Source organism: Sorangium sp. So ce204 (assembly GCF_051526795.1).
Classification (GTDB): Bacteria; Myxococcota_A; Polyangia; order Polyangiales; family Polyangiaceae; genus Sorangium; species Sorangium cellulosum_B.
Genome location: NZ_CP150317.1, coordinates 3423644 through 3445599 on the forward strand (window position 1 = coordinate 3423644; position 21956 = coordinate 3445599).

Sequence of the window (21956 nt, forward strand, 5' to 3'; positions counted from 1 at the left end):
AGCTCTTGCGAGCTCTTCAACGATGTGCCGTGTCTACCCGGGCCCCGCCCGCGCTGGACAGGGGATTCGCCGCCGGGCGATACTCGACCCATGCGCGTCGGTGACGTCGTCGGGGAGCGGTTCGAGCTGTTCGCGCTCGCCGGCTCCGGCGGCATGGGGGAGGTTTACCGGGCGCTCGATCGGGAGACCGGCGCCACCGTCGCTCTCAAGGTGGTGCTCGGGGCGGGCGCGCACGAGGCGCGGTTCGACCGGGAGGCAAGGTTCCTGTCGGAGCTCTCGCACCCTGGGATCGTGCGGCACGTGGCCCACGGGAGGACTTCCGCGGGGAAGTCCTATCTCGCCATGGAATGGCTCGAAGGAGAGGACCTCTCGCGGCGCCTCCTGCGCGGCCGCCTGACCGTCGAAGAGACGCTGACGCTCGGCGTGAAGGCCGCCGAGGCGCTGGCGGAGGCGCACGCCCGCGAGATCGTCCACCGCGATCTCAAGCCGAGCAACCTGTTCCTCGTGGGCGGGCAGATTGAGCAGGTGAAGATCCTGGACTTCGGGATCGCGCGGCGGCTCGACGCGACGCCGATGACGCTGACGGGGGTCACCCTCGGGACGCCGGCGTACATGGCCCCGGAGCAGGCGCGCGTCGGGCACAGCCCGCTCACGCCGCGCGCCGACCTGTTCGCCCTCGGCTGCGTGCTCTTCGAGTGCCTCGTGGGCGCCCCCGTGTTCGTCGGCGAGAACCTCCCCGCGATCCTCGCGAAGATCCTGTTCGGCGAGGTCCCCTCGATACGCTCGCTCCGCCCCGAGGTCCCCGCCCAGCTCGACGCGGTCGTCCACCTGATGCTCGCGAAGGACCCGGAGGAGCGCATCGCCGACGGCGCGACCGCCGCCGTGATCCTGAGCACCCTGCGGGCCGCCGGGGCCTCGGCGCGCGGGGCCGAGTTCGAGCGCCCCGAGGCGCTCACCTCGAGCGAGCGGCGGCTGCTCTCCGTGCTGGTCGTGGGGAGGGAGGCCACGCCGGCCACGGCCGACACCGCGCCGCTCGATCAGACGCTCGATGTGACCGTGGGGGCGCAGCTGCGGACGGTCGTGGAGGCGCACGGAGGGCACATGGAAGCGCTCGCCGACGGCTCCGCCGTGGTCGCCATCGTCGCGGGCAGGGACGCGACCGACCAGGCGTCGCGGGCGGCGCGCTGCGCGCTGGCGCTCCGGAAGGTGGCCCCGACCCGGCCGATGGCGCTCTCGACGGGCCGGGCGCAGCTGGCGAGGCAGCGGCCGGTGGGGGAGGCGATCGACAGGGCCGCGCGGCTGCTCGACGCGTGCGAGGCGAGGCGGGCCCACGCGCGGCAGCCCGCCCCGGGCGGGCCGTCCATCGCGATCGACGACGTGACGGCGCGGCTGCTCGGCGCGCGGTTCGAGGTGTCCGGCGAGGGCGAGCGGAGGGAGCTGCACGGCGAGCGCGACGTCGCGGGGAGCGCCGGGACGCTGCTCGGCAAGGCGTGCGCGTTCGTCGGGCGGGAGCGCGAGCTGCTCACGCTGACGACGCTCTTCACCGAGTGCGCCGAGGCGCCGATCGCCCGCGCCGTCCTCGTGACGGCGCCCCCCGGCATCGGCAAATCCAGGATCGCCCACGAGTTCACGCGCGCGGTCCGCGCGCACGACGAGCACGTCGAGATCTGGACCGCGTGCGGCGATCCGCTGCGCGTGGGCTCCGCGTTCGGCCTGCTCGGGCAGGCGATCCGCTGCGCGTGCCGCATCCAGGACGGCGAGGCCGCCGCGGTCCGCAAGCAGAAGCTCCTCGGGCGCGTGGCGCGGCACGTCCCCGGCCCCGATCGCGAGCGCGTGGCCGTGTTCCTCGGGGAGATCGCCGGCGTCGAGCTCGAGGGCGAGGAGAGCGCGCTGCTCTCCGCGGCCCGGGGGGACGCGGAGACGATGGGGCGGCAGATGCGCCGCGCCTGGGAGGACTTCCTCGCCGCCGAGACGTCAGCGCGCCCCGTCGTGCTCGTGCTCGAGGACCTGCACTGGGGCGATCTGCCGACCGTGCGCTTCGTCGACGCGGCGCTCGGCTCGCTCGGCGAGCTGCCGTTCTTCGTGCTCGGGCTCGCGCGCCCCGAGGTCCACGAGATGTTCCCGGCGCTCTGGAGCGGGCGCGCGCTCAACGTGATCCACCTGACGCGGCTGCCGCGGAAGGCCTGCGAGCGCCTGGTCCGCCACGCGCTCGGCGACGACGTGGACGCGGAGACCGTGGCGCGCCTCGTGGCGCACGCGGATGGCCACGCGTTCTACCTCGAGGAGCTCATCCGCGCCGTGGCCGAGGGGATGGACGACGCGCTGCCAGAGACGGTGCTGGCGATGGTCCAGGCGCGGCTCGGGGCGCTGGACGGCGAGGCGCGCAAGGTGCTGCGCGCGGCGAGCGTGTTCGGCGACGTCTTCTGGCGCGGCGGCGTCGGCGCCCTCCTCGGGAGCGCGGCGCCGTGGGTCTCGCCGCACGACGTGCTCGCGGAGCTGGTCGACGGGGAGGTGATCGTCCGCCGCAAGGAGAGCCGCTTTCCGGGGGACGAGGAGTTCATGTTCCGCCACGCGCTCCTGCGGGAGGGGGCCTACGAGATGCTCACCGAGACGGATCGCGTCCTCGGGCACCGGCTCGCGGCCGCCTTCCTGGAGGAGCGAGGCGCGAGCGATCCCGCGATGCTCGCCGAGCACCTCGAGCGCGGGCTGGACCTCCCGCGCGCCGGGAGCTTCTACCTGCGCGCCGCCGAGCAGGCGCTCCGGGGGAGCGATCCGGACGCGGCGATCGCGCGCGCCCGGCGAGGGCTCGAGTGCGGCGCGCCGGACGCGGTGCACCTCAGCTTGCTCGGCGTGCTCTCGGAGGTCCACGCGTGGCGCAGCGAATGGGACCAGGCCTTCCTGTACCTCGACGAGGCGCAGCGCCTCCTGACGCCGGGGAGCATGCCCTGGGTGAGGACGGTGCCCGCGAAGATGACCGCGGACATCCACCTCGGCAGGCTCGACGAGCTCATGACGACGGTGCGCACGCTGCAGGCGGTCGAGCTCTCCCCGGAGGGGGTCGCCTCGGCGGCGTTCGCGCTCGCGGCCGGGAGCTACTACGCGGCGCAGCTGGGCGAGTTCAGGCTCGCCGACGCGCTGACGAGGCGGGTGCGCGAGGTGACCGAGCCGGTCGCGGAGCGGGACCCCGTCGCGCGCGGGTGGCTGCAGACCGCGCTGGCGTTCCACGAGGCGTGGCGGGACGGGGACCTGTGGACGGGCCTGTGCATGGCCGAGGCGGCGCGCGCGAGCTTCGTGCAGGCGGGGTACTGGCGCGGCTCGATCGTCGGGCAGGTGGCGATCGGGATGAACGCCCTGCTGCTCGGCGATCTCCGGCGGGCGGAGCGCGAGCTCGGCGAGACGATGCCCGCGGGGGAAGAGCTCGGGCCGGTCTCGTGGCTCCGGACGTTCCTGTGCATCGAGGTGCAGATCGACCTCGGCGCGCTCGACCGCGCGCGCGCCGAGACGGGGAGGATGCTGGGGGTGGGGCTCGAGCGGCGCACCCCGCTGCAGCAAGGGTTCGCGCGCTGGGCGCTCGCGAGCCTGCTCCGCCGCGAGGGAGACCTCGAGGCCGCGGAGCGCGAGGCGCTGGCCGCGATCGAGCTCCTCGCGTCGTTCCCGCTGGAGCAGGTGGGGGCGAAGGCGCTGCTGTCCTCGATCCTGCTCGCCGCGGGCCGCGCCGCGGACGCGCTCGCCACGGCGCGGGAGGTCGCGTCGGCCCACGAGCGCTGGAGCGCGCCGGGGTACAAGAGCACGCTGGCCGAGCTCGTCCACGCGGAGGCGCTTCACGCGGCGGGCGACCGGGAGCGCGCGTCCGCGGTCATCGCCGGCGCGCGCGAGCGGCTTCTCGCGCGGGCAGAGGCGCTGCCCGCGGCGCACCGCCCGAGCTTCCTCGACATCCCCGAGAACGCGCGCGTGCTCGATCTCTCCCGGCAGTGGCTGCGCGCCGCGAGCTGACGCGCCGCGGGCGCCAAGCAGCGGCCGGCGGGCGGCCCGCTCCGCCGGACCGCCGCGCCCTGGCGCGCAGGCACGCCGGCGTATGGTAAAAATGTCCTGTGCCTTCCACGATCCCGGTGCGCTCCCCGCGGCTCCACCCCGTCTCGGCGGGATCGCGGCGATGGCTTCCCCGGGCGCTGGCCGGCGCGTGCTGCGCCTGGGCGATGGGCTGCGCGGAGAGCGCTCCCTCCTCGACGGCGCCGGCGGCGCGGGTCGCCTCACCGGCGCGGGCCGCTGCGCCGGCGCCCGCCGCGAGCGCCGCGCCCGCCGGCACGCCGCCGGCGTCTCCGCCGACAGCGGGGGCGCCATCTGGCGACGCGCCGGCGCGCGAGCGCTGGGTCGGTACGCTGGCGCTGACGAAGGGCTCGCAGCCCCTCATCGCCGGGAGGATGCTGCCGAGCGAGGACGCCGAGCGATGGCTCGGCCCCGACTGGCGCGCGCTGACCGGGCAGCGCGTCCGCGTGCTGGCGGTGCTGCGGGACCACGTCTGCGAGCCGCACGCTCAATGCATGATCGGGGGGATCATCCCGCTGCTGGAGCAGGTCGCGTCCGTCGAGCTGTGCAGCGGCGCGGGCTCCTCCGGCGGGGCGGCGGTCGTCGATTGCGCGCCGTCGCCGGCCCAGAAGGAGCGCTGTCAGGACGAGTGCCGCACGTTGAGCGAGGACTGCGGCCGGCGCGCCGACGGCGACCGCGGAGGGCTGCGCCGCTGCGGGTGCGCCAAGGTCACGTGCGAGCACGGCTGCGAGGAGACCGGCGAGCCCGCCTTCACGTGCAGGTGACCGCTCCCTGCCGGGAAGGGCAGGGGGCTACCAAGGGGACAAAACGACGAAGGCCGCCTGGCACCCGCCAGGCGGCCTCCGCGAGCTAGCCTCCGCTGCGCTGGATCAGGCGCCTTCGCGCGCGAGCACAGGCGCCGGCGCCGGCCTGGCCGGGGGCTCGCTCTCGACGGCATGCGCGCCGCCCTCGCCGAGCGAGTAGGCCTCTTCGCCGTGGAGGGCGACGTCGAGGCCCTCGTCCTCGATCTCCTCGTCGACCCGGAAGCCCATCACCGCGCTGATCCCCTTCACGAGCACGAAGGTGACCACCGCCGCGTAAGCCGCCGCCACCGCGGCCGCGATCACCTGCTCGGTGAGCAGCGCCGAGTTGCCCTTCAGCAGGCCGTCCTGACCGGCCGAATTCCACACCGTGGAGGCGAACACGCCGGTGAGCAGCGCGCCGAGCAGCCCGCCTACGCCGTGGATGCCGAACGCGTCCAGGCTGTCGTCATAACCCAGCTTGCCCTTCAGCATCACGGCGCCGTAACACACCCCGCCCGCCGCGAGCCCGATCGCGACAGACGCCATCGGGCCGACGAAGCCCGCCGCCGGGGTGATGGCGACGAGGCCCGCGACGAGCCCAGACGCCACGCCGAGGAGCGACGGCTTGCCGAAGCGCACGGCCTCGATCAGCGCCCACGCGAGCGCCGCGATCGCCGCGGCGATGTGCGTGTTCACGAACGCCACCGAGGCGAGCCCGTTCGCCGCGAGCGAGGAGCCGCCGTTGAAGCCGAACCAGCCGAACCACAGGAGGCCGGCGCCGAGCAGCGTCATGGTGAGGTTGTGCGGCACGATCTTGCGCGTCGGGTAGCCCTTGCGCTTGCCGAGCATGATCGCCATCACGAGCGCGCTCGCGCCCGAGGAGAGGTGAACGACGGTGCCGCCGGCGAAGTCGAGCGCGCCGCGCGCGAGGAGCCACCCGCCAGGGTTCCAGACCCAGTGGCAGAGCGGGCTGTAGACGAGGAGCGACCAGAGCAGCGTGAACACCACATACGAAGAGAACTTGATGCGCTCGGCATAAGCGCCCGAGATCAGCGCCGGTGTGATGATGGCGAACATCATCTGGAACACCATGAACAGGAGGTGAGGCACCGTCATCCCGGCGCGCGGCTCGGTGCCAACGCCGTTCAGGAACGCGTGGTCGAGGCCGCCAATGAACCCGCCTTTGGATTCGGCGAACGCCAACGAGTACCCGAGCGTCACCCACGCCAGGGTCACGATCCCCATGGCGAAAAAGCTGTGCATGAATGTGCTGAGCGTGTTCTTCGTTCGGACCATGCCCCCGTAAAACAGGGCCAGCGCTGGCGTCATCAGCAGAACCATTGCCGACGAGACCAGGAGCCAGGTGGTGTCCGAGGCGTTGATTTCGTTCACTGGTGGCCTCCTCGACGGCGACACTAAGAGAAGGCAGTTTTCCGGAATGTTTCGTCGGCATATACTTCGTGACAGCACGAAGCATACCGCGACGACGCAGCGAGTCAGCGCGTGGGCGCCTCCGCGGTCAGCGCGCTGGCCGACTCGCTCCTGCAGCGGGTCGATGAATTTGCAGTGAGACTATATCGCCTGTGGGCCCGAGGGGGGCGTGAGGCGGCGGGAGATGAAGCGTTATCCGCGCCCGCTGGACTCGATGCTCTCGCGCACCCGATCGAGCGCGGCCCGCACCTCGGGATCGCGATCGAGCGCAGCGGGCGGCGCCGGCAGCCGGAGCGACCAGTTCTGCGGCCCCACGGTCCCCGGGACGTTGATCCGATCGCGCGTGGCCAGCACGTCCTGGAGGAGCAGCAGCACGAGCTCGCTCTTCGAGCCGAGGATCAGGTCGAGCAGCGCGCGGTGGGTCTCCTTCGTGAACTGCGGGCCGAGCTCTTGCCGGCGCGGCGCGAGCCGCGGCAGCTCGAGGACCCCGGCGCGCTCCCGGTCGTCCCGCGACTCCCACCACACCACCACGGAGTCGGTGTCATGCGTCCCGAAGCAGGCCACCGAGAGCGCCGGATACTCCGCCGGATCGCGGAACACGACGTCGTTCTTCTCCCAGATCAGCACCTTGTAGCCCGGCACCCCGAGCTCCGAGAGCGACTCCCGGACCCACCCCGGCACCGCGCCGAGATCCTCCGCCACGAGCTGCGCCCCGGTCTCCGCCGCCCCCGCCAGCATCGCCCGCACGACCCGATCGCCGTGGTCGCGCTGCTCCGCCTCCTCCGCGGGATCGAAGGTCGCCCTGGGCCGCTCGCCCCCCGGGGGCGTTTGCCCTCGCTCCGGGAAGATGTACGTCCGGTAGAAGCCGACCAGGTGATCGATGCGGAACCGGTCGTAGAGCAGCCCCGTGTAGCGGCAGCGCCGCCTGAGCCACGCGAAGTCGTTCTCGCGCATCCGGGCCCAGAAATACGGCGGGAGCCCCCACCGCTGCCCCTCGGTGTCGAACTGGTCGGGCGGCGCGCCGACCGTCATGTCGTGCCGGAACTCGCCCTGGTGCGCCCACACGTCGGCGCTGTCGCGCGACACCATGAACGGGAGATCCCCCATGATCTCCACGCCCTTGCCCCGCAGATCCGCGCGCGCCGCCTCCCACTGCGCGTGCGCGAGCCACTGGACGTACTCGTAATAGAGGATGTCCCGCGCGCGCTCGCGCCGCAGCGCCTCGAGCGCATCCGGCCTGCGCTCGCGGATCGCCTCGGGCCAGTCCCACCACGCCCTGCCCTCGAAGGCGTCCTTGAACGCGCGGAACTGCGCGTAGTCGGGCAGCCAGTCCGACTGCCGCTTCACGAACTCGCCGAGCTCGGCCGCGCGCGGCGTCTGCTTCGCGTGGTGCTCGCGCTCGAACACGTCGAAGGCGAAGCGCAGCGCCCGCCCCTTCACGCGGCGCACGAGATCGTAGTCGACGCGCGCGCTGTTCCGGGCGCGATCGAGCGCCCCGAGGTCGTCGCCGAGCGCCTCGCCGAGGCGCTCCGCCGGGAGCTCGGGCACGGCGGACAGCGAGATGAACATCGGATCGATCCCGAACGCGGAGAGCGCCATGTACGGCGACGTCTCGCCCCCCGACACCTCGCCGAGCGGCAAGAGCTGCACGAGGCGAAGGCCCGCGGCGCGCATCCACGCGGCGAACTCGGGGAGATCGCCGATCTCGCCGATGCCCCACGAGCGATCGCTGCGCAGGGAGAAGAGCGGCACCGTCACGCCCGCGATGCGGCGGCGCGCGCCGGAACCGGGACCGGAAGGCGACGATGAGCTCTGGGACTGATTTTCAGCAGAGGGGGAAGACATGGGCGTTTTTCGCTTGGCTCCAGGCGTTCGGGGGCGAAGTCTATCCCGGGTCGCGCCGCCCTGGATGCTCCTTCTGCGCCCGTGCGGTACCGCCGCCGCGCCGCCGCCGAGGCCGCGGCCGCCGCCGAGCTCGCGCAGGAGGGGGAGGGGGCCGCGACATCGCGCGCGGCGCGAGGGCGGGCCCGCCGAGCGGCCGGACGGCGGGCGATCCCGGGGGCGGCGGCCGAAAAATCAGGCCGCGCGCGCTTGTTTCTCGACAGCGGCGCCGATCTCGCGAATAGGGCGGCTTCACAGGTTTTTCAGATGACCAGACGCATATGGCCCGGCACGCCCACCCCGCTCGGCGCCGTCTTTGACGGCGAGGGGGTCAACTTCACGCTCTTCTCCCAGTCCGCCACCAAGGTCGAGCTCTGCCTCTTCGAGGCCGTCGACGACGTCGTGGAGCGCGAGCGCATCGAGCTCCCCGAGCGGACGGCCCACGTCTTCCATGGCTACGTGCCGGGGCTCAAGCCCGGCCAGCTCTACGGCTACCGGGTGCACGGGCCCTACGACCCGCGCTCCGGGCAGCGCTTCAACCCGGCGAAGCTCCTCGTCGATCCCTACGCGTACGCGCTCTCCAGCGAGCCGAACTGGAAGGCGCCGCTCTTCGCCTACGACCGCGGGGGGCACCCCGAGCGCGGCGAGGGCGGCCCTGCCCGGCCCAAGGAGGCGGGCCGGGACGGCGCGGCGCCCGAGAAGGGCGAGGGCGGGCGCAAGACGGCGAGCGATCGCCGCGCCGCCGAGGCGCGCGGGAAGGACTCCACGCCGCCGCCCCCGCCGGCCCCGCTCGACGACCTGGAGATCTGCCACCGCGACAGCGCCTGGGGCGCGCCGAAGTCCGTCGTCGTCGACCACCGCTTCGCGTGGGACGGCGACCGGCCGCCGGCGACGCGCTGGCAGGACACGATCATCTACGAGGTCCACGTCAAGGGCTTCACCCAGCGGCACCCGGGCATCCCGAAGGAGCTGCGCGGCACCTACGCCGGGCTCGCCTCCGAGGCGGCGATCGCCCACTTCAAGAAGCTCGGCGTGACGGCGATCGAGCTGCTCCCCGTGCACGAGATGGCGAGCGAGCGCGAGATCTGGGAGCGCGGCCTCGTCAACTACTGGGGCTACAACACGCTCGCGTACCTCGCGCCCGCGGGCCGCTACGCGTCGAGCGGGCGGCTCGGCCAGCAGGTGACCGAGTTCAAGGCGATGGTGAAGGCGCTCCACGCCGCCGGCATCGAGGTGATCCTCGACGTCGTGTACAACCACACGGCAGAGGGGAACCACCTCGGCCCGACGCTCTCCCTGAAGGGGATCGACAACTGGACCTACTACCGGCTCGTGCCGCACAACCCGCGCTACTACATGGACTTCACGGGCTGCGGGAACACGGTGAACACGCGTCATTATCAGACGCTCCAGCTGGTGATGGACAGCCTGCGGTACTGGGTGACCGAGATGCACGTCGACGGCTTCCGCTTCGATCTCGCGTCGGCCCTCGCCCGCGGTCACCATGACTTCGACCGCCTGAGCTCGTTCTTCGACATCATCCATCAGGATCCGGTCCTCTCGCGCACGAAGCTCATCTCGGAGCCGTGGGACGTGGGCGAGGGCGGCTATCAGGTCGGCAATTTTCCGGTCCTCTGGACGGAGTGGAACGATCGTTACCGCGACTCGGTGCGCCGCTTCTGGAAGGGAGATCTGCTGGCGGCCGACCTCGGCTACCGGCTCACCGGGTCGAGCGATCTGTACGCGTCCAGCGGGCGCCGCCCTTACGCGAGCATCAATTTCGTGACGGCGCACGACGGCTTCACGCTGAACGATCTCGTCTCGTACAACGAGAAGCACAACGAGGCGAACGGCGAGTGCAACCGGGACGGCACGAACAACAACCACAGCTACAACCACGGTGTCGAGGGCCCCTCCAGCGACCCCGCTGTCGTCGAGCTGCGCGAGCGACAGAAGCGCAACCTCCTCGCGACGCTCCTCCTCTCGCAGGGGGTGCCGATGATCAACGCCGGCGACGAGATCGGAAAGACGCAGCTCGGCAACAACAACGCTTACTGCCAGGACAACGAGCTCTCCTGGCACGACTGGGACCTCGACGAGCGGCGGAAGCAGCTCTTCGAGTTCACCTGCCGCCTCATCGCCCTGCGTCGCAGCCAGCCCGTGCTGCGCCGGCGGATGTTCTTCTCGGGCGGTTACGTGCACGGGAGCGGGCTCAAGGACATCGTGTGGTTCCGCCCCGACGGCGCCGAGATGACGCCGGAGGACTGGACCCACCCGAACGCCCGGGCGATCGGCTACCTGCTCGGGGGCGACGCCCTGTCGGCGCTCGGTCCGCGCGCCGAGCCGATCTCCGGCGACACGCTGCTCGTGCTCATCAACGCGAACCACTCGCCGCTGGAGTTCGTGCTGCCCGCGATCGAGTTCGGCGAGCGGTGGGAGGTGCTCGTCGACACCCGCACCGCCGGGGAGCCGGCGCGCACGGTGCCCGCGAGGGCAGGGGGAGAGCGCTACCTGCTCGTCGACCGGTCCGTGGCCGTGCTGCGGCTCCTGGAGCGCAAGGAGAAGAAGAAGGTCAAGCGGGTGAAGGCGCAGCGGGCGTAGTCGCCCCGGCGCTCTCTCTCAGACGGCGATGCGTTGATGTCACCCGTGAAGCGCTGTTCGATCACGTTCAGGCCACGCGAACCCGTGTCGCGCGACCGGTGTCGTGCGGTGCAGCCGATGTTGTGTCGCGGCCTGGACGCGCACATCGGCGGCGGACCGGGGGGCATGAGGGGGGCGCTGCTGCTCCGGTGCGGCGGGCGGCGTCCGTGGCCCGTACCCTCGGCGCCAACCATCAACAAGTACAGCAGCGCTGCGCCTCGCGACGCTGCCGCGTGGGCCTTCACGTGCACGTGCGCGAGGAGGGCGGGGCGTTCGCCGTTCAAAGGCATCCGCATTCGCGATACGCTGAGGTCATGTCGTCGCCTCTCTCCTCAGGTCGTTGTCCCATGGACGTATCGACCGGTCCGGGAAACGGCGGCGGCACGAAGATCACCGGTGTGCTGCAGCCGCCCTCCCTGGAGCGACCGCCCGATTCCTCGGCGAGAGACGCCGCGCGCGACGCCACCACGCTGGGCGGGCAGCCTGCGCCGCTCGGTCCTCCTGCGGCGGCCGGCGCAGGGCGGGACGGGGCGCGCTCCGCGCTCCTTCCGGGCCGTGTGGTGGCCGGGCGGTACCGGCTCGTGCATCCGCTCGGCCAGGGCGCGATGGGCGAGGTGTGGTGCGCGCACGACAGCGTCCGGCGCTTCGAGGTCGCGCTCAAGTTCCTCGTGCTCCCGCGCCACAACCTGGCCATCGACGCGATGGAGCGCTTCCGCTTCGAGGCGCAGGTCGCGGCCCAGCTCGGGCGGAAGACCGATTTCATCGTCACGGTGCACGACGCCGGTGAGGATCCCGAGGCGGGCCCGTACCTCGTCATGGAGTACGTGCGCGGCCGATCCCTCCGGCAGCTGATCCACGAGCGAGGGCCGGTGCCCGCGGCCGAGCTGGCCGCGCTCCTCCGTCAGATCGGAGAGGCCCTCTCGGTGGCGCACGGCCTCGGGATCGTGCACCGCGACATCAAGCCGTCGAACATCCTGCTCCGCGAGGGGCGCGACGGGCGCCTGCGCGCCAAGGTCGCCGATTTCGGGATCGCCAAGTGGATCCGCCAGGATCTGGCGGCCGATTTCCCGCGCCAGACCGCGGAGGGCGTGGTGCTGGGCACGCCGGGCTACCTCAGCCCGGAGCACACGTGCGACGGGCACGCGGACCCGCAGCTCGACATGTGGGCCCTCGCGGTGGTCGCGCACGTTGCGCTCACCGGCCAGCAGCCGTTCGCCGGCCGCACCATCGCCGATGTGCTCTCCTCTATCCTCGCGGGCGCGCGCCCCCCGCTGTCGACGCTGTGCCCCGGCGCGCCGCCGGAGCTGGAGACGTGGTTCGCCCGCGCCTTCGCGCTGGATCCGGCGGAGCGGTTCCCCTCGATCGAGCCGATGATCTCCGCCTTCGTGGCCGCGGTCGGCCCTTCGGCCGCGCCGAGCGCGCCGGCGCCCGCCGCGCCGGTTCGACGGACCGGGCTGCACCTCGCGGCGGCTGGCCTCGTCGTGGCGCTCGGGCTGGGGCTTCTGCTCACCACCGCGCTGTCCTCGCAGCGCCTGGAGGCCGCCGCCGAGCTGCGGGTGATCAGCGGCGAGGTGCTCGCCGCTGCCCGCGGCGCTCTCGTCGCGCAGGCGCCTGCGGCACCCCAGGCGGGCGCGACCTCGACGGTTCCCGCGGCCGGGCCCGCGACGACGCCGCCCCCCGTCCCGCAGCCTGCGGAGCCCGCGCCGCTGCCGGCCGCGGCGAGCCCCATCCCGACGCCTCCGGCGTCCACGCCGAGATCATCCGCCGCGGCGCGCGCCGTCCCGACGTCTCCGGCGCCCGCGCCGAGGCCGGCCGCGGCGCGCACCGTCCGTGCGCCCGGCGCGCCGGCGAGCACCGGCAAAGCGCCCGCGCGGAAGCGAGAGGCAGGAACACAGAAGAGCGCGATCTTCTGAGCGTCGACTCGCGCGACGGATCCTCTGCCACGCGAGTCCAGGGGCCAGGGCCCCGAAGGAGGCCTTCGCTCGCGGCTCCGAGCGGGCGAGGCGCGGTATAGTCCGCGTCGGATATGAGCCTCCCGTCGCGTCCTTCCGAAGCCACCCTGCGCGCCGATCGGGATCCCGACGACCGCGGCGCCCCTGGGACGTCGCGGGGCGCCGACGGCGACAGCGAGGAGCAAGAGCGGGCCCGCGCGCGGATCGCCGGCGAGCAGCGCCTCCTGGAGATGCTCGCCCGCGGCGTACCGACGTCCGCCATCCTCGAGGGCGTCGTCCGCCTCGTGGAAGGCGCCGCGAGCGGCCTGCACGCCTCGATCCTGCTGCTCGACGAGGACGGGCGGACCTTGCGCCACGCCGCGGCGGTGACCTTGCCGCGGAGCTACACCGAGGTCATCGACGGCGCCGCGATCGGCCCCGAGGCGTTCTCGTGCGGCACCGCGGTGTGGCGTCGGGAGCGGGTGGTCATCGCCGACATCGAGGCGGATCCGCTCGGGGCTCTCTTCCGGGCGCAGGCGCTGGCTCACGGCCTCCGCGCCTGCTGGTCGGTGCCCATGCTGTCGTCCGACGGCCGGGCGCTCGGCGCGTTCGGCATCTACGCGACGGAGCCGCGGACGCCGACGACGGCGGACCTCGAGCTGCTCGAGCGGTGCGCGCACGTGACGAGCATCGCGATCGAGCGCAGCCAGGCGGAGGAGGCGCTCCGGCGCAGCGAGGCCTACCGCGCCGAGGCGGAGCGCCTCAGCCGCACCGGGAGCTTCGGTTATGACATCGAGAGCCGGGAGTTCACCATGTCCGACGGCACCTGCGAGATCGTCGGCTTCCCGCGCAAGCCCCGACCCACGCTGGCGCAGCTGTCCAGCCGCATCCACCCGGGCGACCGCGAGCGGGTCGCGGACATCGTGCGGCAGGCGCTGCGCGACGGCGCCACCTTCGACTACGAGCACCGCCTCGTGATGGACGACGGGTCGGTGAAGCTGGTCCGCGTCCTCGGCGGGATGCGCGTCGCCGCCTCCGGGAGGATCGAGCTCGTCGGCGCCGCGACGGACATCACGGCGAGCAGGCGCGCGGCCGACGAGCTGCAGCAAGCGCAGGCGGCCCTCATGCACGTCACGCGCGTGACGACCCTCGGCGAGCTCGCGGCCTCGATCGCCCACGAGGTGAACCAGCCGCTCGCGGCGATCGTCGCGGACGCGAACGCCGCGCTCAACTGGCTCGCCGCCGATCCGCCCGACCTCGAGAAGGTGCGCGCGTCGCTCACCGCGATCGTCGGCGACGGGGAGCGCGCAGGCCAGGTGCTCCTGCGGATCCGCTCGCTGCTGTCACGATCGGCGCCCCATCACCGCCTGTGCAGCCTCAACGACGTCATCCGCGAGGTCGTCCCGCTCGTGGCCCCGGAGCTCGGGCGTCACGGCATCTCCGTCCGGCAGGTGCTGCTCCACGATCTGCCGCAGGTGCCGGGCGATCCCGTGCTGCTGCAGCAGGTGGTCCTGAACCTGCTGCTCAACGCGGGCGAGGCCTCGAAGGACGTGCCCCCGGCGCGGCGCCGCGTGGTGGTGAGCTCGCTCGTCGAGCGGCGATCGAGCGGGTCCTTCGTGCTCGTCGCGGTCGAGGACGCCGGCGTCGGGTTCGGCGTCGGGAACGACAAGGCGCGCCTGTTCGACGCGTTCTACACCACCAAGGAGAGCGGCCTCGGCATGGGCCTGTCGATCAGCCGCTCGATCATCGAGCGGCACGGCGGCAAGCTGTGGGCGAGCGAGAACGAGACCTTCGGGGTGACGTTCCAGTTCGCTATCGAGGTGGCGCCGTGATCACGGAGGCGTCCGTGGCCTCGAGCTCCTCACCGAGACGTTCCGCGCCGAGGAGCTGATTCGCGCGATCCGTGAGGCGCTCGCCTGGCGGAGGGCGGTCCGCGCCCGCCGCGCCGCCCGCGCGATCCAGGCAACGGGGCCTGACCTCGACACCCGACCTTGGTCGGGTTCTCTGCGCCGGCCGTGTCGCGGTACATCGTCCGCTCCGAGGACCCATGTCAAGGAGCCGTGTCATGAATGCAATCTCCAGCGCCGTCACCGCGCCCAACCAGTTTGTCGAGTCGAGCGGCCGGAAAATCGCCTATCGCTCCGTGGGGGTGGGAAAGCCGATCGTGCTGTGCACGCGCTTCCGCGGCAACATGGATGTCTGGGATCCCGCCTTCCTCGACGCCCTGGCGGCCCACGGCTTCCGGGTGATCACGTTCGATTACAGCGGCCTCGGCCTCTCGACGGGCGAGAGGAGCTACGCCCCTCCCTCGCTCGCCAGGGACGCGATGGACCTGATCGAGGCGCTGGACCTGAAGGACGTGGTGATCGGCGGCTGGTCGCTCGGCGGGCTGGCTGCCCAGGTCGCGGTGGCCATGTTTCCGGAGCGGCTCAGCCACGCTGTCCTGATCGGCACCGCGCCGCCCGGTCCGAACGTCAAGCCCGCAGAGCAGCTGTTCTACGACACGGCGGCGATTGCTTCGTACGGCCTGGACGAGGAGATCATCCTGTTCTTCGAGCCGCGGTCCCCGGCGAGCCGGGAGGCCGCGCGGCGCTCGGTCGGCCGCATCGCGCAGCGAACGCAGGATCGCAGCGTCCCCGTCCCCGTCGACTGGGCCGTTGCCTACCTCGGCAACAGGCCGCACAGCCCGCTCTTCCCCGCCGATGCCGTGCTGGAGGCCTTGAAGGTCACCCACCTTCCGATCCTGCATGTCGGCGGGGATCACGACATCATCTTTCCGGTCGAGAACTGGTACGCGCTCAACCAGCAGCTGCCGACGGTGCAGCTCTTGACCTACCCGCGGGCCGGCCACGGGCCGCACCACGAGCACCCGGAATCCACGGCCCAGCACGTCGCGGCCTTCGTGCGCAGCACGTCGTGACCGACGACCGCGGGGAGCGCCGCGGCGAGGACGTCGTCGCTCGGATCTGTCGGACGGACCGACCTCGGCGCTACCGAGGGTTTCTCGGCACCCGGAACAACGTCACCGTGTGCTGGAAGAACGCCGGCGCCGCGACCACCCTCCGGGCGGGATCGAGCCCGATGTCGTTGATGGCGGTGAGCCCGTCGGCCCTGAAATCACGCACCAGGGTCGAGCTCGTCGCCGTGACCCAGTAGACGGCCGGGGGCGCGTTCACCGAGACGAGGTATCCATCCCTGTATCGCTCGATGCCGTCCAGCTTCGCCTCGAGCGTCCCGAACCGCGTGAGCTCCTTGCTCTCGAGATCGAGCATCCAGACCTGGCCCAGCGAGGAAGGATCCCTGAACGTGCCGAGCGTGACGATGGCCAGCTTGTCGCCGTCCACGAGCAGGCCGTTTGGAACGTTGAGGAGCGGGGACCAGAAGAAGGGGGCGCATCGTTCCTCCTTGCAGCGCCACACGGTGCGGGTGAAGCTGTCGCTTATATAGACGGTGCCATCCTCGGCGAGCGCGAGATCGTTGAGGAAGATCGCGCCGAGCGCCGGGATCCTGCGCACGTCCCTGGTGGCGAGATCGATGATCAAGAGCTCATCCATGTCGGAGGTGTACAGCTTGCCCTGCGCGACGCGGATGCCCTTGGGCGCGTTCATCCCCGACAGCCACTTCGCCTCGACGATGTTGCCGCACCGGTCGAGCTTGCTGATCCAGCCGCGACCGTCCTTGAACCTGGGCCTCTCGAGCATCTCGTCAGGGACGCCGGCCATGTTGGCGACGTACCACGCCTCCGTCCCCTCGTCCCAATAGGCGCTCTCCGGCGCCTCGAAGCCGGCGCCCAGGCCGCCCACCGTGCGCGGGAAGCGCAGGCAACCGTCGTCCGAGGCATCGCCGTGCGAGAGCGGGGCAGCGGCGGGCGGAGCCTCGGCGCTGGCAGGCGGATCGTCGGCGGAGCAGGCAGGGAGCGCGAGCAGCGACAGGAGCGCGATCGCGGCGAGCGGAGAGCGGTTCGCGGGCATGGGTTGCCTCCTCGCGGCGGCGCATCGTCGCGAACACTCGCGTCGATCGCGCCATCACGATGCCCGCCAGGGTAGGCGACGCGACATCACCTCACCTGTCAGGATGGACCGCAATCCAGTCTACGGAGGGCCGCTGTGGCGTCAGCCTCCGTCGAGGGTGGAGTCGCCGCCGCTCGTTGCGCCCTGGATATCGCGCGTGGCGGCGGACCGGCGCTCGAAGGCGGCACCTGTCATGTCGGAGCGCTCGTGCTGGACGACGGCGCGGCGCTCGGGGACCACGCGCGAAGGCACCACCGTCGGGTCGACGCTCACGGCGAGGCGAGGGCCCCCTTCGACAGCGTCTGCTCGACGAGCGTCACCCAGTAGCTCGCGCCGATGGGCAGGATCGCGTCGTTGAAGTCGTAACCAGGGTTGTGCAGCATGCGGCTCTCGCCGGCGACGCCGTTGCCGAGCCAGACGTAGGCGCCGGGCCTCTCGCGCAGCATGAACGCGAAGTCCTCGGCGCCCATCGTGGGTTGAATGTCGGTGAGCACCTTGTCACCGCCGATCACCTGCGTCATCGCCGCGATCGCCATGGCGACCTCTTTCGGTGTGTTGATGATGGGCGGGTAGCGGCGCTCGTACCGCACCGTGACCTTGCAGCCATGAGCGGCGGCGATGCCGTCGCAGACGCGGCGTATGGCGCCCTCGACGAGCGCCTGCACCTCGGGCTTGAGCGCCCGCGCCGAGCCGCGCAGCGTGACCTCGTCCGGGAGCACGTTCCACGTGTCGCCGGCGTGGAACTGCGTGACGCTGACCACCGCCGCGTCGACCGGGCTCACGCCGCGGCTCACGATCGCCTGCAGCGCCTGCACGAGCGCGCTCCCCGCGACGATCGCATCGACGCCGTGGTGAGGCATCCCCGCGTGGGCGCCGCGGCCCGTGATCTTGATCTCGAAGATATCGAAGCTCGCCATCATGATCCCGGGCATCACGGCGAACTGGCCGGTGGGAATGCCAGGCCAGTTGTGCATGCCGAAGACGGCCTCCACCGGGAACTTCTCGAACAGGCCATCTTCGACCATCACGCGGCCGCCCCCCTCGTTCTCCTCGGCGGGCTGGAAGATGAAGTGGACGGTGCCGTCAAAGGCCCTCGTCTCGGCGAGGTGCCTGGCGGCGCCGAGGAGCATCGTCGTGTGCCCGTCGTGGCCGCAGGCGTGCATCCTCCCTTCGTTCCGCGAGCGATGGGCGAACGCATTCGCCTCGTGGACATGCAGCGCGTCCATGTCCGCCCGGAGCCCGATGGCGCGGCGGCCGGACCCGGCCCTCAGCGTGCCCACGACGCCGGTCTTCGCGAGGCCGCGGTGGACCTCCACGCCGAAGGACGAGAGCTTCTCCGCCACGAAGTCCGCGGTGCGGGCCTCCTCGAACGCGGTCTCGGGGTGGGCGTGGAGGTCACGGCGCCACGCGGTCATTTCAGTGTGGAGGGCGTCGATTCGAGGGATGGTGGGCATGGCGAAGGTCCTAGAGTCCCTTGGCGTCGAAGGTGACGAGCCGCAGCTCGCAGGTATACCGCTTGCCGTCCGCGTCCGTCAGCCAGAGATCATCGATGCACGGCAGCATCTCGGAGACGCTCACCTTCGCCGACGCGTCCAGCTCGCCGGCGCGCCGGAGGATCTTGGCGAGGGTGTCCACGAAGATCGGGCTGTCGAGGTCCGCGTAGTACGGCTTGGCCTCGAAGGGCGACTTGAGGAAGATGAACCGCGGCAGCCCGTGCGCGCGCTGCCAGCGCCGCGCCGCGAGCCAGCGAGCGAGCGGCTCCTCCTCGCGCGCGAAGGTCACCTGCGACGCGACGAAGCGCCAGCGCTCGCGCGCGACCACGAGATCGCCGATCTTGAGCCGCGGCGTGTGGTCCTCGGCCGGCAGGACGTCGAGGGCGTTGGTGACCATCGACGAGAGCATCATGCCCATGAAATCGAGGAGGCCGCCGCGGTAGCCGCCGCCCCGCGCGTGGACCTCCAGCGCCCCGTCCTGGTCCACCACGACGAGATCCGCCACGCGCAGCGTCCGCGCCGCAGGCGCGGGAGAAGGCTCCGGCGAGAACGCATAGCGGAAGTCCCCGGAGCCCAGGGCGATCTCGTTGATGCGCTGGCACCATTGCGCCTTCGGCAGCACGGGGATGACGCTCGGGGCCGGGTTGTCGAGCTCCCAGAGATCGATGAGCCCGCGCATCGACGGGTGCTGGAAAGCGAAGCAGGACGCCGTCAGCGTGTGCGTCAGGTGCATCTCGCCCATGACGAGCTCGCACTCCCCCCGGCGTAGGGCCTCCACGTCCCTGGCCGCGATCATCAGATCGGGGCACATATAACGAGCCCTGGCCCAGCCCGGGCGCGGCACGTCGAACGCGCGCCGCACGTCCGCCAGCAGCGCGGCCGGATCCCGCTCGACGGAGCGCGCGCCGGACGGCACCCCGAGGATCTCGGCCCAGCGGCGCTGCAGCTCGCGCTGCACCTCTCCGACCCACTCCGGCATGCCGCGCATCTCCCGCATCCACGGCTCGATCTCGGCGAGGGCCTTGTGGAACACCGTGAGCTCGACCGGGCCGCCGCCCTGCTGCGCCGAGAGCCGCTCGAACAGGTCCCGCAGCACCCCGAGGTAACGGCGCGCGACCTCGTAGGTCACCCAGCGGCCGCTGAGCAGCAGGAGCGACAGCGGCGGAGCGAGCTTCTGGAGCAGCGGAGCGCCGATCTCCAGGTCGAGATCGCGCCTGCAATCCTCGTAGACGAGCGTGCGCGCCGCGTACATCTCCCCATCGGAGCGCGTCGTGGCCGCGCCGGTCAGCCGGTGGAACGTGTCCTCCAGGCGCGTCATGGCGGCGTCGAGCGCCCGGGAGTCGCCGGCCGCGGCGGCGACCTCGTCGCGCGCCCGCTCGAGCTCGTCGAGCGGCAGGAGCGCGCGCTCGCGGAGCGCCTGATCCTCGATCCCCGCGAGCGCGCGCCGCAGCGCCTCTTCCGGCGACAGCTGGAGCGCGACCTCGAAGTCCCAGGCCATGACGCCCATCGCGCACGCCCTGTCGAGGATCTCGAACACCTCCGCTTCACCGCCGAGCCCGAGCGACGGGTCGCTGGTGAGCCGCCGCGCGAGCGCCCTCGCGGTGGTCACGCCGTCGCAGCCCTCGAGGACCGCAGCCTGCGCCGGCGTGAGCGGCATCGCTCCGACGGTCGGCACCTGCAGAGCGCCCCCATCGACGCGGATGTAGGGGAGCAGCCGGGGCGCCGCGAACGGCCTGAGGTCCGGGTCCGCGCTCAACCGCGACGCGATCGCGTCGATGGCCCAGCTCTCGAAGTAGACCCTCCGCGCGGCGAGCAGGCCTGGCCCGGGCCGGGCGGCGATCGCCTCGGGGCCGAGGCCGATCCGGCACCAGCCGATGGGCCCGAAGAAGCCGATGGAGTCGTTCTTGACGCAATAACGTTGCAGGTAGGAGGCGACGAGCGCCTCTCTCTGCCGCGTCTTCTTGTCCCGGTGGCCGGGCGGCTTGCGCAGGAGGCCGTCGAGCCCCGTGTGCAGGGCGCGCCGGTTCTGCCAGACCACCGCCTCGCGGAACCGGTCGTCCTGCACCGCCGCACGCAGCGCCTCGCTGACACGCGCGGTCTCCACCTCGAACGAGCGCTGCAGATCCGCGTGGATCACGCTCTTCGCCGGGGCGGCCCCTCCGGCGTCGAGCACCCTGTCGAGCATGGCGGCGGTCCCGGGGGCCGCGAGCGACAGGATGGTCTGCGCCGCGAACCCCGCGCCGCGAACACACGCGACAGGCCACAACCCGAACGGTCCACCGGCCAGCGGCACCAGGTGGCTCGACGCGCCGCCTTCGACGTCCTGCTCGGACGGGCGGCGCGCCTGGCCCTCAATGTCTGAAGCAGGCGCTTCGGCGGCGAGTCTCATCGTGACAGACATGATTTCTCATCCGTGGCATGGAGCCTGGTGCGGGCGGCGCCGCGCGTGTCTCACGCGTCGCCCGAAGCCTCCGGGGATCCCGTCTCCGGGGCGCTCGGCGGGGCGACGACCTTGGTCATCTCGGCGTGACTTATCTGCGAGAACAGGGACAGGTAGGGCATGAGGAGCGCTCGTGACCACGAGGAGGGGAACCACATGTAGCTGTACAGGGGGTGACCCACCGCGCCGCGGCGTCGCTTCGTCTTCCACGTGCCGCCGCTGAGCCATATCCGCTTGGCGCCGAGCGCCACGGCGCGCTTGATCGGCTCGTAGAAGACGAGGCTGAAATACAGCGGCGAGTCGTCCAGCCCCTGATCCTCGGTGCGGCCTACGCGGTAGACCCAGAGGTCGTCCCCCTTGTGGAGGATCGAGGCGAAGCCGACGACGGTGGAGCCGTTGCGCGCCACGATCGCCTCCGCCCTCGGGCCGAGGTGGCGCTCGAGCCGAGCCCAGAACGATTTTGGGTGACGGAAGTGCTCCTCACCGTATTTCGAGTACGTCGTCTCGTAGAGGCGCTCGAGATCGCCGCCCAGGGAGCCGAAATCCGGCGTCACGGTGAATCGTACACCGGCCTCGCCGACCATCCTCATGTCGCGCCTGAAGGACTTTCGCTCCTTGCTCCGGAAGCGCGCGAGGTAGTCGTCGAAGGCCTTGAACTCGGTGTCCAGCCGGTTGTCATAGACGAGGAAGACCTCCTCGAACCCGCTCCCGCGAAGCGATCTCCTGAGCTCGGCGCGCTCGGCGTCGACGCCATAGAAGCAGAGCGGCAGCCGCTCTCTCTGCGCCTCCTCCTTGAGCGCGTCGAGCACCGCGCGGTGCGCCTCCTGCACCGCCGCCGGATCGACGGGCGCCACGGCGATGCCCCCACGGTAGCTGAGCGGGCTCGCGGCGAGCACCCACCCGTCGATCCCCGAGCGGGCCGCCCGCGCGAACGCCCGGTAGGCGTTGACCGCCCGGACGACCCACTGGCTCCAGCGCGCGCTCTCTGGGTTCATCCTGACGAGCTCGTCCTGCCAGGAGACGAAGAAGAACTTCTCCAGCGAATAATGATAGTAGATCGAGCGACTGCGCGTGACGAGGAACGGGCAAACGGCGATGAGGCGGGTCCCCTCGCGCACCAGGACATAACGCAGGGACAGCTCCCCCCGGACGAGCGGCGCCAGATCCAGCGTGTCGAGCATCCGCAGCCAGCGGCGATCGAGGAACACGTCCGCTTCCGCCGTGACGTTGTCGAGCTCCGCGTCGTCCACGGCGTCGAGGGATGTGCAGATGGTCGTCGTCAATCTCACCGATGGCGTTCC

13 protein-coding genes are annotated in these 21956 nt (G+C 71.9%); 6 read left to right on the forward strand and 7 right to left on the reverse strand.

Annotated elements, in window-relative coordinates:
- The first annotated feature begins 90 nt into the window (after positions 1-90).
- Positions 91-3993, forward strand: a complete 3903-nt coding sequence (locus tag WMF22_RS13075) for a protein kinase domain-containing protein (RefSeq protein ID WP_438035970.1) — start codon at positions 91-93, stop codon at positions 3991-3993.
- A gap of 98 nt (positions 3994-4091) precedes the next feature.
- Positions 4092-4811 (forward strand): hypothetical protein, encoded by a 720-nt coding sequence (locus WMF22_RS13080; RefSeq protein WP_438035971.1) that lies wholly within the window; start codon positions 4092-4094, stop codon positions 4809-4811.
- 105 nt (positions 4812-4916) lie between these two features.
- Here the strand turns inward: WMF22_RS13080 and WMF22_RS13085 are convergent, their stop codons facing one another.
- A complete protein-coding gene (locus tag WMF22_RS13085) occupies positions 4917-6221 on the reverse strand; it encodes an ammonium transporter (protein WP_437301559.1) in 1305 nt (434 codons plus the stop codon).
- 231 nt (positions 6222-6452) lie between these two features.
- Positions 6453-8105, reverse strand: a complete 1653-nt coding sequence (locus WMF22_RS13090; protein ID WP_438035972.1) for a 4-alpha-glucanotransferase — start codon at positions 8103-8105, stop codon at positions 6453-6455.
- Between the two features lie 303 nt (positions 8106-8408).
- Here WMF22_RS13090 and glgX point away from each other — a divergent pair, with 303 nt between their 5' ends.
- From glgX to WMF22_RS13110, 4 genes are all read left to right on the forward strand, one after another.
- Positions 8409-10742 carry a glycogen debranching protein GlgX gene (glgX, locus tag WMF22_RS13095; RefSeq protein WP_437299427.1) on the forward strand — a complete coding sequence of 778 codons (2334 nt, stop codon included), beginning with the start codon at positions 8409-8411 and terminating at the stop codon, positions 10740-10742.
- 386 nt (positions 10743-11128) lie between these two features.
- Entirely contained in the window at positions 11129-12694 is a 1566-nt protein-coding gene (locus WMF22_RS13100) for a serine/threonine-protein kinase (RefSeq protein ID WP_438035973.1), read from the forward strand.
- Between the two features lie 113 nt (positions 12695-12807).
- Positions 12808-14544 (forward strand): ATP-binding protein, encoded by a 1737-nt coding sequence (locus tag WMF22_RS13105; RefSeq protein WP_438035974.1) that lies wholly within the window; start codon positions 12808-12810, stop codon positions 14542-14544.
- A 233-nt stretch (positions 14545-14777) separates the two neighbouring features.
- Positions 14778-15632 (forward strand): alpha/beta fold hydrolase, encoded by an 855-nt coding sequence (locus WMF22_RS13110; RefSeq protein ID WP_438035975.1) that lies wholly within the window; start codon positions 14778-14780, stop codon positions 15630-15632.
- A gap of 70 nt (positions 15633-15702) precedes the next feature.
- Here WMF22_RS13110 and WMF22_RS13115 read toward each other — a convergent pair whose 3' ends face one another.
- From WMF22_RS13115 to WMF22_RS13135, 5 genes are all read right to left on the reverse strand, one after another.
- Positions 15703-16683: a hypothetical protein gene (locus WMF22_RS13115; protein ID WP_438035976.1), complete on the reverse strand. Its 981-nt coding sequence runs from the start codon at positions 16681-16683 to the stop codon at positions 15703-15705.
- 141 nt (positions 16684-16824) lie between these two features.
- On the reverse strand, positions 16825-16995 hold the full coding sequence (locus WMF22_RS13120; RefSeq protein WP_438035977.1) for a hypothetical protein: 171 nt from the start codon (positions 16993-16995) through the stop codon (positions 16825-16827).
- Complete coding sequence (locus WMF22_RS13125) at positions 16992-18176, reverse strand: M20 aminoacylase family protein (RefSeq protein ID WP_438035978.1); 1185 nt, start codon at positions 18174-18176, stop codon at positions 16992-16994. Before WMF22_RS13125 ends, WMF22_RS13120 begins: the two co-directional genes overlap by 4 nt.
- Before the next feature lie 10 nt (positions 18177-18186).
- Positions 18187-20616 (reverse strand): lantibiotic dehydratase, encoded by a 2430-nt coding sequence (locus WMF22_RS13130; protein ID WP_438035979.1) that lies wholly within the window; start codon positions 20614-20616, stop codon positions 18187-18189.
- A 50-nt stretch (positions 20617-20666) separates the two neighbouring features.
- Positions 20667-21944 carry a peptidogalycan biosysnthesis protein gene (locus WMF22_RS13135; protein WP_438035980.1) on the reverse strand — a complete coding sequence of 426 codons (1278 nt, stop codon included), beginning with the start codon at positions 21942-21944 and terminating at the stop codon, positions 20667-20669.
- Positions 21945-21956: the final 12 nt, after the last annotated feature.

Bases quoted from the DNA above. Each gene is read 5' to 3' on its own strand.
- WMF22_RS13075 (WP_438035970.1), top strand. From the start codon at position 91: ATGCGCGTCGGTGACGTCGTCGGGGAGCGGTTCGAGCTGTTCGCGCTC.
- WMF22_RS13090 (WP_438035972.1), bottom strand. From the start codon at position 8,105: ATGTCTTCCCCCTCTGCTGAAAATCAGTCCCAGAGCTCATCGTCGCCT.
- glgX (WP_437299427.1), top strand. From the start codon at position 8,409: ATGACCAGACGCATATGGCCCGGCACGCCCACCCCGCTCGGCGCCGTC.
- WMF22_RS13100 (WP_438035973.1), top strand. From the start codon at position 11,129: ATGGACGTATCGACCGGTCCGGGAAACGGCGGCGGCACGAAGATCACC.
- WMF22_RS13105 (WP_438035974.1), top strand. From the start codon at position 12,808: ATGAGCCTCCCGTCGCGTCCTTCCGAAGCCACCCTGCGCGCCGATCGG.
- WMF22_RS13110 (WP_438035975.1), top strand. From the start codon at position 14,778: ATGAATGCAATCTCCAGCGCCGTCACCGCGCCCAACCAGTTTGTCGAG.
- WMF22_RS13115 (WP_438035976.1), bottom strand. From the start codon at position 16,683: ATGCCCGCGAACCGCTCTCCGCTCGCCGCGATCGCGCTCCTGTCGCTG.
- WMF22_RS13125 (WP_438035978.1), bottom strand. From the start codon at position 18,176: ATGCCCACCATCCCTCGAATCGACGCCCTCCACACTGAAATGACCGCG.
- WMF22_RS13130 (WP_438035979.1), bottom strand. From the start codon at position 20,616: ATGTCTGTCACGATGAGACTCGCCGCCGAAGCGCCTGCTTCAGACATT.